Origin of the sequence: Amycolatopsis pigmentata (assembly GCF_042684065.1) — a bacterium.
In the GTDB taxonomy this organism is placed as follows: Bacteria; Actinomycetota; Actinomycetes; order Mycobacteriales; family Pseudonocardiaceae; genus Amycolatopsis_E; species Amycolatopsis_E pigmentata.
Map to the genome: position 1 here is coordinate 513,276 of NZ_JBHUKR010000009.1, position 11,326 is coordinate 524,601.

Consider the following 11,326-nt stretch of genomic DNA (forward strand, 5'->3'; position numbering starts at 1 on the left):
GGGTCGCAGGTCACGCACAAGATGCTCGGAGAACTGTCCTACGAAGGGTTGTTCGAGCCGGAACCCACCGAGGAGGAGCACCCCGGTGCCCACCGGGGTTGGCGACTGTCCCTTCCGGAGGATGTCCAGTACGAGTTCAAGGCGCGCCGTGGCGCTTTCGGTTCGTGGACGGTCCTGCCGGGAACGGCGACCCGGCGCGCCGGCGCGGAGGAGCCGGTGCCCGCCTCCGATCCGCGGACGCTGATTGTGGACGCGCGCGCCGAACTCGGTCTGGCCGGGGCTCGGCTCGCCGATGTTCTCGCCGAACTCACCGCCACGGTCACCAACGAAGCGACCCGGCTGGCACACGCGCCGACCGCGGAACGATTGTCCACAATGGACTATAATCTGGCCGACGGGCACCTGACCGGGCATCCGCGCCTGGTGCTCAACAAGGGCCGGGTCGGCTTCTCGGCGGCCGACCGCGCGCTCTACGCACCGGAATCCGGGTCGGACGTGCAGCTTCGCTGGTTCGCCGTGCATCGCGACCACGCGCGGTTCCGCTCGGTGGCCGGGCTGGACGAGAACTTTCTGCTCCGGGAGGAACTCGACGCCGAGCAACGCGCCGAGTTCACCCTCGCCGCGAACCCCGCGGTCTTCCTGTGGCTGCCGGTGCACCCGTGGCAGGCGGACGAGATCATCGGCACGCTCTACGCCGCCGAACTCGCCACCGGTGTGCTGGTGGATCTCGGCCCCAGCCGTGACCACTACCGTCCTCATCAGACGGTCCGGACGCTGGCCAACGTGAGCCGTCCCGGACGGCGTGACGTCAAGACCGCGGTGTCGGTGCGCAACACGCTGGTCTACCGGGGCCTGGACTCGGCGGCCACGCTGGCCGCCCCGGCGATCACCGAATGGCTGAAGCGGATCCATTCCTCCGATCCTGTGCTGTCCTCGGAATACCGCTTCGAGTTGCTCGGCGAGGTGGCGGCGGTTTCGGTGCGACATCCGCTGTTCGGCTCGCTGAAGGAGCTTCCGTACCGGTTCCACGAGACGCTGGGCGCGTTGTGGCGGGAGCCGCTGGCCGGGCTGCTGGCCGAGGGCGAGCACGCGATCTCGTTCGCGGCCCTGCCGTACCGGGATCTCCAGGGCGCCGCGGTGATCACCGAACTCATCGGCCGCGCGGGCGGGGACGCCGAAGCGTGGTGCGGACGCGTCCTGGACCTGCTGCTCACCCCGCTGCTGCGATGGCTGCTGGCCTACGGCGTCGGATTCTGCCCACACGGCCAGAACCTCATCCTGATCGTCGACGAGCACGCCCGCCCGCTGCGGGTGGCGATCAAGGACTTCGCGCAGGGCGTGGACCTGCTGGACGAGGATCTGGACTGTTACGCGCTGCTCGACGACGAAGCCAGGGCGCACATGTTGCGCTGGCCGCCGCACCTGCTGGCACAGTCGCTGTTCAGTTCGGTGTTCTCCGGGCAGTTGCGGTTCTGGGCCGAGATCCTGCTCGACGACCTCGGCCTGCCCCGGGCGAGGTTCTGGGAGCTGGTGCGAGAGGTCGTCGGCCGGTTCCGCGACGAGCATCCCGGGCTGGCCGGTCGTTTCGACGCCTGCCATCTGTTCGCGGCCGAGGTGGAGCGGGTCACGTTGAACCGGGAACACCTGGCGGGCAAGGGTTTCGACAAGATCGAGCGGGACGACGAGTTCGACGTCCGGTGGGGACGCGTGCCGAATCCGTTGCATGGTCCCGATCCGGCCGGTGCCTGGTGAGTTCGGGCAGGCCGCTCGGCCCGCGATCCCTGGCCGCCCGGGCCGTCGATCCGCGTTCCGCCGTCGAAGGTGCGTCCCGGCTGCTGCTCCTCGTCCCCGATCCGCATGCCCGGTTCGTGGCCGTCGAGCTGTCGGGACGGTTCGTCGCGGACGAGGTGATCGAGGGCGGCTACGGATTGTGTACCTACGTCTTCGCCTGGGACCCCGAGCGGGCCGCACTGTCCACTGAGGATCCCGCGTTGACGCGGTACCTCGATGGCTACGGTGATTTGCGCATGCGCCCGGACTTCGCCACGGCGGTCACCCTTCCCGACGGCGTGCTCGCCGTGGTTTGCGATGTCGAGTGGCCGGATGGGCGTCCCGTCGCGGTGGCCCCGCGCCAGGTTCTCACCGAACAGTTACGGGCGCTGGAAGACCGGGGATTCGTGCCGTCAGTGGGGATCGAGCACGAGGTGACCTTCCTCGACGAGCACGGACCGCTGACCGCGCACGGGGTGGACTACGCGGTCGGTGGCATTGAGCGGCTCCGGCCGTTGCTCGGGAGCCTGCGGCGGGCTCTGGAGCCGTTGGAGGTCGAATCGGCGCGGGCGGAATGCCATCCGGGACAGTACGAGATCGTGCTCCGCCACCGAGACGCCCTCGCCGCGTGCGACGACGCGATGCTGCAACAACTCGTCGTCCGGACCGTGGCCACCGAACACGGTGTGCGCGCGAGCTACCTCGCCGCGCCCGAAACCGGGCAGGGCAACTCGTGTCACGTCCATCTGTCCTTGTCCGGACCGGACGGTGACCCGGCGGCCCGAGGTACGGAGCTTTCCCCGGCGCTGGGCGCTTTCCTGGCCGGTGTCCTCCGTGACGCCAGGGCGCTCACCGGGGTCTGGGCGCCGACATGGAACAGCTACGTGCGGTTGCGCACCGCGCCGTTCTCCCCGCGCGTGGTGCGCTGGGGAGTCGACGACCGCACCGCGGCGGTCCGCGTCGCGGGTCGTGACCGCTCGTTGCGGCTGGAATTCCGGTTCGCCGGAGCCGACGCGCAACCGCACCTGGTGGTCGCCGCGTTGCTCGCCGCGGGCCGCGCGGGCATCGAGGACGGACTGACGCCGCCTCCGCCCGGTCAGGCGGTGGGATGCCTGCACGACAAACCGTGGGAGGCGCGGGACTTCGAGCGGCTCGGGGAACTGCTGGGCGATGAGGTCGCCGCGCAGCAGGAAGCGTTACTGCGGGCCGAGATCGATGCGGGCTGTGACGCCGTCACCGACTGGCAGCGCCGTCGAGGGGCTTTGCGGGCGTGAGGTCGTCCGCGTTTCCGCTCGAGGTTTCGAGCCCGTGGACCTGCCGAGGCGGACCGCCGAGGCGGTCCCGTATCCGGCGAGCAGAATCGTGCCCAGCAGCGCGTAGGCGTTGCCCGGAATCTGCTGCACGGTGGTCCAGACCAAGCCGGGCTTGTCGCCGTAGGGCACATAACGGAACGGCGCGACGATGCACAGCGTGCCGGTCACCGCGGCGGTGACCCACCAGCCCGCCGCGGTACTCGCTCGCTCGCGGACGCGGCGGAAGCCGTGGAGCGCCATGGCCAGCACAGCGGGCGCCACCCAGACCCAGTGGTGCGACCACGAGATCGGCGAGACCAGCAGCGCGAACCCGGCGTTGACGGCCAGCGCGATCGCCGGCTCCGACCGGCGCATCGCGCACACGGCGAGCCCGAGCAGCACCACCGCCAGCGCCAACCACCAGAACTTCGCGGTCCCGGCCGGCAGACCCAGCCGGACCAGGACCGCGTCGATGCCCTGGTTCGTGCGATACGGCGAGCCGCTCAGTCCGCCGGCACCGGCGAGGCCGCCGAAGAAGTACCGCGCCGAAGTGCCCGGGTCGATCAGGAAACCGAGCGCCGACGCGGCGACAGCGGTGACCGTCGCCGTCACAGATGCTCGATAGTCCTTGCGGACCAGGAAGAACAACACGAACGCCAGCGGCGTCAGCTTGATCGCGGCGGCCAGGCCCACCCCGAGTCCGCGTGGCCAGCGTGGCCTGGTGGTCAGGCAGTCCGCCGCGACCAGGCCCATCAACAACAGGTTGACCTGGCCGAAAGCGAAGGTTTCGCGCAGCGGTTCGAGTGCCATCGCCACCGGCATCGCCGCCGCGGCGACGACGAAGGCGCCGCGCCCGCCGCCCGCGGGCCAGACCCGGCGGGTGACCAGGAACAGTGTGCCGCCGACGCACAACAGGTTGGCCGCGAACAACACGATCACGGCCACGCCCCACGGCAGCATGGCCAGCGGGCCGAGCGCGAGCACCGCGAACGGCGGGTAGATGAAGGGCAGCCGCATCCCGATCGAAGTGGGCGGCAGCGGACCGTAGAGGTCCTGCCCGTGCCACCACGCCTGCGCGCCGAGCCGGTAGACCTCGAGGTCGATGTGCGATTCGAACCGCCACGGGAATTCGAGCGCCAGGGCCGCGACCGCGAGGAGCGGCACCAGGACGCGAGCGCGGTTCACTAACTCACGATATCGGCAGGCTGTTTCACCGTCTCGGAGAGGGCGGGCCGCGGTCCCTCGATCGGGGGACGCCGCCGGAAGGACCGCGGCAGGGCGAACGCGAGTAGCAGCACGACCCCGAGCAGGACGTAGGTCGCGGCGGACAACTGCTGGATCAGGGTCCAGTGCGTGTGCACCACGGGGAAGTCGGTCACCGGCAGGTCGTGGAACGGCGCGAGGTGGAACAGCACGGCGGTGAGGACCCCGGCGCCCAGCCAGCCCGCCGCCCACCAGGAGCGTTCCTCCGCCCGGCGGATCGTGTAGGCCAGCATGACCAGCAGCGCGGGCGCCACCCAGACGTAGTAGTGCGACCAGGACGTCGGCGAGACGAGCAGCGCCAAGCCGGCGTTGGCCATCAGGGCCGGCGCGGGATCGGCGTCCCGCATCGCGCGGGCGACCAGCACGAGCAGAGCGAGCACGAGCGCGATCCAGGCCAGTTTCTCCGGCGCTCCCGCCAGCCCGGTCCGGACCAGGACGGCCTCGATCGCCTGGTTGGTCTTGAACGCGGTGCCGCTGACCCCGCCGCCGTTGAGGCCGCCGTGGAACCAGTACTCGACCGAGGCGTGGAAGTCGACGAGGAACCCGATCAGCATGGCTCCGGCGAACGACAGACCGGCCGTGGCCGCCGACCGGTAGTCCCTGCGGACCAGGAAGAACAGCACGAACGCGGCGGGAGTGAGCTTGAGCGCCGCGGCGATCCCGATGCCGAACCCGCGCGGCCACAGCGTCTTGCCCGCCAGGCAGTCGACCGCGACCACCGCCATCAGGATCAGGCTGACCTGGCCGAAGCCGAAGGTCTGGATCACCGGTTCGAGAAACACGGTCAAGGGCAGGGCCAGCGAGGCCACCGCCACGCCACCCGCGCGGCCGAGCGACGGGCGTGCGACGCGGGCGACCAGGTAGAGGGTCACCGCGAGGCTCAGGCCGCTGAGGATGTCGACGGTCACCACCGAGGCGTCCCACGGCAGCATGGCGAGCGGGCTCAGCAGGATCGCGGCGAACGGCGGATACACGAACGGCAGTACGGCGCCGTTGTTGACCGGAGGGAGCGGGCCGTACATGTCATGCCCGCCCCACCAGGCCTGCACGCCGAAGCGGTAGACCTCCAAGTCGATCTGGGGCCGTGTCGGCAGGTAGTGGAACATGCCGTTCAGGGCGAAGAACAACCACACCGCGCACGGCACCGGGACGAGCCACAGGTACTTGCGCCACTCGTTCGCGGCGTCGTGCTGACTGTCGGGTCGAGACATCGAGCCCACTCTAGGGCCCCGGGATTTTCCTCTTCCGGCGACGTGGGGCTTGAGTGATGTGCCTTGACGGGAAATCGGGACGCGGCGGTCCACCCCACGCCTGACCTCAGGTTTTCGGCGGATTCCGGCCGCGGGCGCCAGGACGGGTCCCTGGTGACCGGGCGCATCAGCACGGCGCACAGCCCGCCGGCCGGTCAACGCGAACGGGGGTGCACGCCCGGCGATTCCCCGGCGAGGACCGCGGATGCGGCCAGCAGCGGCGGGTCGACCATCCGGCGCAGGCGGGCGAGCTGAGCGTCCGGATATCCGCGAGGGACGCTTTCCGTCAGCATGATCAGGTACAGATAACAACGGTAGAGCGCCAGCCGTATGCGCGTTCCCGCGTCGAAGACCACCGAGCCCCCTGCTTCGCGGTAGCCCCGCAGGAAATGGTCGTCGCGCTCGATTTCGCCCAACAGGGCCAGTGACACGAATTCCGCGACCGGATCGCCCCAGAAGGCCCGTTCGCCGTCGACGACACCACTGATCTCCGGCCGTCCATCGGCAAGGTCGACCAGGATGTTGCCGTTCCACAGATCGAAATGGACCAGTCCCGGGGTTTCGATTTCGTCCAGGGTGTCCGCGTGGGCGTGAACCCGCCGTCGCAGTTCGGCGACCGGCACCGGTGTTCCGGCGCGGTAGTGTTCGGCGTCGCCGCAAAGCGTGTCGAACATGGTGAGAAAACTCTCCCGCCAAGTCGCCGCCAGAGGCGTCTCCCGGGGATAACCGAAGCCCGTGCCGGTGACCGTGTGGAGTTCGGCGGTGATCCCGCCGAGCCGGTGCCGAAGCCGGGCTTGATCGTCCTCACCGAGTTCTTCGCGCAGGGAGTGCCAGCTCCTGCCCGGACATTCGGTCATGATCACGACATCACCGTCGACGACCGTACGGTCGAAGTCGTGCCGGACGACGGCGGGCACCGGCACCGACCGCGCGGTCGCCGCGGAGCGGTAGAAGACCAGTTCCCCGTGCGAAAGGCCGCGCTCGTAACTGAGGATGGGCGTGTCAGGAGGGGGCGAGATCTTGCACACCAAGCCGGTTCCGTCCGTCAGACGGACTCGGTAGACGGTGTTGAACGTGCCTTCGGGCAACGCCTCCACGGTCCGGATCCCGGCCTCCGCGAGACCGTTCCGGGCCAGAATCTTCAGCACGTCCGCAGTGTTCATCGAAGCTCCTTGCGTCCGCCTAGGTCGACCCGGTGGCGGCCGAGACGACTCGATATCGGCACGGTTTCAGACGGGTAGACCCTGCCACGTGGTGGCGCCACCGGTCAGCACGGCGATCCCGTGGAGGCTTCCGCGCTTGCCGACCTGGCTTAGTCGCACGTGTCCGGCAGCGTTCGGTCCGACACCGGACACGGAGCGTCGCGTCACCTCCGGCCGCCAGGCTCGCCCGCTCACGTCCCACCGCGCTTCTTCGCAGGTCGGCGCGTTGCGGGACCTGCCTGCGACACAGCGCCGGGGACGTTATAAGGTGAATACGTCGCCTTCCGGGGCGATGGCCGGGACGTGGCGCAGCTTGGTAGCGCACTTGACTGGGGGTCAAGGGGTCGCAGGTTCAAATCCTGTCGTCCCGACGGCCGAGAGGGTTTTCGCAGGTCAGAGCCTGTGGAGACCCTCTTTTTGTGATCTTGGTGAGTTCTTCGAGGTCGAGCACGCCGCTCATGGACGCCTTGACTCGGAGGGTTTCACCGATGCCTCTGTTGGACCTGAACAAGCTCACACTCGGCCTGTCGAAGACGTGGGCCGGGTACCTGCGGGACTGGGACCGCACACTGCGGTCGGCCAATCACCCGGAGACCACCCGCTACAACTACCTGCTCGCCGCCGCCCAACTGGCCCGGTATCTGGAGGAGTACTCGCCGGACCCCGACGCCGACGATGCGGCCGACGACCCCTGTGCGGTGACGAAAGCACACGTGGAGGCATTTCAGGGCTGGATGATCGAGACCCGCTCGGCGTCGACGGCGTTGAACAAGCACAAGGGGTTGCAGCAGTTCTTTAAGTGGCTGCTGGTGGACGAGCAGGACATCGAGCGCTCGCCGATGGAGCGGGTGAAGCAGCCCAAGACGCAGAAGAAGCTCATCCCGGTGATCAAGGATGACGACACCGCGAAGGTCCTGGGCACCTGCAAGGGCAAGGACTTCGTGCGGCTCCGGGACGAGGCGATCATCCGGCTGTACTACAACACCGGTGCCCGCCTGTCAGAGGTCGGCAACCTGCTCCTTGACGATGTGGACCTGGACACCGACTCGGTCCGGTATCGCGGCAAGGGCAACAAGGACCGTCGGGTGCGGTTCGGTCCCAAGACCGCGCGGGCGATCAGCCGGTATCTGCGGGCAAGGTCCAAGCACAAGGGGGCGGAACTCCCGGACCTGTGGCTGGCCGACCGTGGCATCCGACGGCTGGCGCCGAACGGGATCAAGATCATGATCAAGCGGCGAGGACTGGCCGCAGGGCTGTCTGGAGTGCATGCGCATCGGTGGCGGCACAACTTCGCCCACGAGTGGAAGCGCCGCGGCGGCGACACGGGTGACCTGATGTTGCTGCTGGGCTGGACCTCGGATGACATGCCGCGGCACTACGGCGCGAGCGCCGCGGCCGAGCGTGCCCAGGAGACCCAGTTGCGGATGGGGATCGGTGAACATGCCTGATCCCCGGCACGCTGATATGACGGTCCGGTCGGTGTCGGTGATCATGGCGACGGTGGTGGGGCTGACGTTCCTGTTCGGGTTCGGCAATGTGCTCGACCTCGCCCTTCGGCTCGGTGTTCCGGTGTGGATTGCCCCGTTGGTGGCGCCGGCGCTGGATTTGACGGTGCTGGGCCTGCTGGTCGCGACCCGGCATCTCGCCCTGAGTGGTGTGGATCCGGGGGTGTTGAAGCCGGCGCGGCGTCTGTTGCTGGGTGCCAGCGTCGTGACCTTGGCGTTGAACGTTGCTGAGCCCCTGATCGCTGGGCATCTCGGCCGGGCCTTGTTCGACGCGGTCGGGCCGCTGCTGCTGATGGGATGGGCAGAAGTCGGCCCCGGCCTGCTGCAGGCAATCAACACCGGGACAGAGCGACCGGGCGAATCGGACGTGTCTGCCCAGACTTCAATACTGCTCAGCATGGCCAAGCCGGCCGGAGAGGAACGGAGTGACCGGGCTCCGGTGTCGGAGAAACCAGGCGAGGACGAGTTGCTCGCCCGGGCGCGCGTCGAGGATGCCCGGCACTGGGCGACGTGTCGCAGGCCGATTTCGGCGGAGACGCTGCGCAAGCGCCTTCACGTCAGTGCCGCCCGGTCGAGAACGCTCGTCGCCCTGGTCCGGTCCGAACAACAACCGGAAGTCGAACCCTACGAGAGTGAGCCGCCGGCACTATCTGCTTGACGACCGCTGGCAGGCGGGCGCTCGCCTGTGTTCGAGTTTATTGAAATCTGCCGACGAGGTCCGGTGGTGGCCAGGCCCGGCGCGGTCTGCTGGGGCACCGCCAGCAGCGACGACCAGGCGACAGCACCGGGTATCGTCGAGTCCGACACGCGGGAGGCAGAGCCGCGGACACCGGGCCCGAGGAAGCCTCCAATCGGGTGAGCACATGATGGAGGAACTGGAAGCAACGGCTGGCCCAGGCCGGGTTTGAGGAAATCCTTGGTCGCCACCGCGGGTCGTTTCGGAGACCATCTTCGGCAAAAGGAGATCCTGAATTGGCTCCTTGGGCATGCTGGTAAACGCGGCCGTGATCACCGTGACCTCTGGTCCTGAAACAAGCCGACCAACTGCGCCAGTTCCATGACACCTGCGAGGGCGTCGGGCGGTAGGTTGGCCATTGGGGCGTCGGTGTTCGTCGGGAGCACCGATCGGCGGAAGGGCAGCGGGCGTGGTGGGTTGCAATCTGGAGCAACTGGGTCCGATCGGATTTCAAGATCTAGCGGCTGCTCTTGTGTTGGAGTCGTTTGGCGTTGGTGTCCAGGTGCTGGGGGCGGGCCGCGGTATTATCTTGAGCTGGTGGGTTCGCAGGTCGGTGAGTGCGTAGAACTTGCGCCCGCCGCCATCGTCCAAATCGTGACTCCGGCATGGGCCTTGTCAACGCTTGATGGACCTTTTGTCGTCCATTCACGGTAAAATGTTCAACCGGTTCAAGGAAGGGGCCGAGAGTGAGCGTGAGGGCGGAATTCTCTGCAGCTACCAAGAGAATAATGGCAGAAAGGGCTGGATATCAATGCTCCGTTCTGAACTGTGGGCGGCTGACGATCGGCCCGGGGGTGGGGTCGCGGCAAACAGTGAATATTGGCGTGGCTGCACACATCCACGCGGCGTCGCCGGAAGGTCCGCGAGGAACGGGTGGTCTCTCCGTCGCGGAGCGTAGCGAGCCTGAGAATGGGATTTGGTGTTGCTTTTCGCATGGAAAATCCATTGACTCGGATGGCGGGCGTATCTATTCGGCGGCTCAACTCAGAGCGTGGAAGAGGCTGCACGAGGCTCGAAAGGCTGCCGAGGTAAATGGTGGAGCACTGCATCATATCGGACTTGTTGAGTCCATATCGGTTAATTCTGTGCCAGTCGCGTCGCTGGAGGGTCGAAAGTTCGACCTGGGCATGCGGAATCTCATTACCGGTCCCAATGGCAGCGGGAAGACAGCCCTGACCTACCTCATTGCAAGCGTAGCCTACCCGGATCACATAGCAACGATGTCACGTCACCGGGATGTCGACATGGCGGTGCGATGGTTCGACCCACTTACTCATGATGTTGCCACGAGGGGGCGCGCGGGCGACGTCACTCACATTTTAGATGGCGTTCCTGTACCCTATGTGGCGCGACCGTATAAGACAATCCTGCTGGGGGAACCACGGTCAGGCGCTGTCTGCAACATCGTCCATCTCGCTCAACTATTCGACCTTAGTGTGTCGTCAATGAAGGCAACACTTGATCTCTTGTCAGGTCAAAGCAAGTTAGTAAGAGATGTTCGCTACGAAAACATGCAGGTGTACTGGACCCTGGAGGTTAATGGGCGCAGATGGGAGTCGACCGGCGATCAGTTGAGTGGCTCTCTGCAATCTCTAATTCTCCTGGAACTAGCTGGCATTCATGCTCGACACCATGCGCGCGTTGAGCCGACCTTCCTGCTGCTTGATGAATTCACGAGTTTCTTGAATTCAGGAATAGTGATTGCCGCGCTGGAACAACTTCAGCACGCTGCCGAGTACGCACAGGTGGCCTTAGTAAGTGCCCGTCGAGACCTGGTCAAGGCAGTTTCGTCTGATTGGACTGTGACCACGCTGGAAACATGCTCGTCTAACAGACTCGATACTCCGGTTGACTTTGAGGTTGCGACTAGAACCATGCCGCAGTGAGCGACCATCCCCTCGCCGCACTCCACATAATCGACCGTGAAGTCCGGCGCGCTGGCTTTCGGTACGACGGTTGGGCTACACCCGGGATGTAAGCACTTTCATCTCGAGCAAGGCGTCGGAACTGACCGGGTCATAGCACGCAGCCCCGACAGCCTGGTTCCCAAAGGTGCGGGGTGGCGACCGCTCGCACAGGTATTGTGCTGCTCCGCAGTGCCAACTCTTGGACGACATGCTCTTATCCGGCAGGGCGCTTAGCGCAGGTTGTCGTAGTAGCTGCTGGCTGGCCGGTTCTCTATTGCCTGGAGGCAGGCGGGGCAGAGGACACCGCCGGGTCCGGTTGGGACGCGGCCGCACTTCGCGCAGTCTGACTTTGTGTTGGTGGTTTGATCGTGTATTGGGTTTTCACAGTGGGTGCTTGTCGC

The 11,326-nt window shown here is 66.8% G+C and carries 8 protein-coding genes and 1 tRNA gene; 6 read left to right on the top strand and 3 right to left on the bottom strand.

All coding sequences use genetic code 11. The features are described 5' to 3' along the window. Window positions 1–21: 21 nt before the first annotated feature. Window positions 22–1,752 carry an IucA/IucC family protein gene (locus tag ACFSXZ_RS21870; RefSeq protein WP_378267010.1) on the top strand — a complete coding sequence of 577 codons (1,731 nt, stop codon included), beginning with the start codon at window positions 22–24 and terminating at the stop codon, window positions 1,750–1,752. Next, window positions 1,746–3,044, top strand: coding sequence for a glutamine synthetase (locus tag ACFSXZ_RS21875; RefSeq protein WP_378267011.1), 1,299 nt, complete (start codon window positions 1,746–1,748; stop codon window positions 3,042–3,044). Before ACFSXZ_RS21870 ends, ACFSXZ_RS21875 begins: the two co-directional genes overlap by 7 nt. Here the strand turns inward: ACFSXZ_RS21875 and ACFSXZ_RS21880 are convergent. The 3 genes from ACFSXZ_RS21880 to ACFSXZ_RS21890 form a co-directional block, all read right to left on the bottom strand. Beyond that, the gene (locus ACFSXZ_RS21880; protein WP_378266971.1) at window positions 2,967–4,247 is read right to left on the bottom strand and encodes a glycosyltransferase 87 family protein; all 1,281 of its coding nucleotides are present in this window, start codon (window positions 4,245–4,247) and stop codon (window positions 2,967–2,969) included. The genes ACFSXZ_RS21875 and ACFSXZ_RS21880 overlap by 78 nt on opposite strands. After that, window positions 4,247–5,536 carry a glycosyltransferase family 87 protein gene (locus ACFSXZ_RS21885; RefSeq protein ID WP_378266972.1) on the bottom strand — a complete coding sequence of 430 codons (1,290 nt, stop codon included), beginning with the start codon at window positions 5,534–5,536 and terminating at the stop codon, window positions 4,247–4,249. Before ACFSXZ_RS21885 ends, ACFSXZ_RS21880 begins: the two co-directional genes overlap by 1 nt. A gap of 194 nt (window positions 5,537–5,730) precedes the next feature. Beyond that, the gene (locus tag ACFSXZ_RS21890; protein WP_378266973.1) at window positions 5,731–6,738 is read right to left on the bottom strand and encodes a phosphotransferase family protein; all 1,008 of its coding nucleotides are present in this window, start codon (window positions 6,736–6,738) and stop codon (window positions 5,731–5,733) included. Window positions 6,739–7,074: 336 nt separating this feature from the next. On the opposite strand from ACFSXZ_RS21890, the gene ACFSXZ_RS21895 reads away from it, so the two are divergent. From ACFSXZ_RS21895 to ACFSXZ_RS21910, 4 genes are all read left to right on the top strand, one after another. Beyond that, window positions 7,075–7,148: transfer RNA gene (locus tag ACFSXZ_RS21895), tRNA-Pro, on the top strand. 117 nt (window positions 7,149–7,265) lie between these two features. Continuing rightward, window positions 7,266–8,225: a tyrosine-type recombinase/integrase gene (locus ACFSXZ_RS21900; protein WP_378266974.1), complete on the top strand. Its 960-nt coding sequence runs from the start codon at window positions 7,266–7,268 to the stop codon at window positions 8,223–8,225. Next, the gene (locus tag ACFSXZ_RS21905) at window positions 8,218–8,940 is read left to right on the top strand and encodes a hypothetical protein (RefSeq protein ID WP_378266975.1); all 723 of its coding nucleotides are present in this window, start codon (window positions 8,218–8,220) and stop codon (window positions 8,938–8,940) included. The genes ACFSXZ_RS21900 and ACFSXZ_RS21905 overlap by 8 nt, the downstream gene beginning before the upstream one ends. Window positions 8,941–10,463: 1,523 nt before the next feature. Beyond that, on the top strand, window positions 10,464–10,904 hold the full coding sequence (locus tag ACFSXZ_RS21910) for a hypothetical protein (protein WP_378266976.1): 441 nt from the start codon (window positions 10,464–10,466) through the stop codon (window positions 10,902–10,904). Window positions 10,905–11,326: the final 422 nt, after the last annotated feature.

Bases quoted from the DNA above. Each gene is read 5' to 3' on its own strand.
- ACFSXZ_RS21870 (WP_378267010.1), top strand. From the start codon at position 22: ATGCTCGGAGAACTGTCCTACGAAGGGTTGTTCGAGCCGGAACCCACC.
- ACFSXZ_RS21885 (WP_378266972.1), bottom strand. From the start codon at position 5,536: ATGTCTCGACCCGACAGTCAGCACGACGCCGCGAACGAGTGGCGCAAG.
- ACFSXZ_RS21890 (WP_378266973.1), bottom strand. From the start codon at position 6,738: ATGAACACTGCGGACGTGCTGAAGATTCTGGCCCGGAACGGTCTCGCG.
- ACFSXZ_RS21900 (WP_378266974.1), top strand. From the start codon at position 7,266: ATGCCTCTGTTGGACCTGAACAAGCTCACACTCGGCCTGTCGAAGACG.
- ACFSXZ_RS21905 (WP_378266975.1), top strand. From the start codon at position 8,218: ATGCCTGATCCCCGGCACGCTGATATGACGGTCCGGTCGGTGTCGGTG.
- ACFSXZ_RS21910 (WP_378266976.1), top strand. From the start codon at position 10,464: ATGAAGGCAACACTTGATCTCTTGTCAGGTCAAAGCAAGTTAGTAAGA.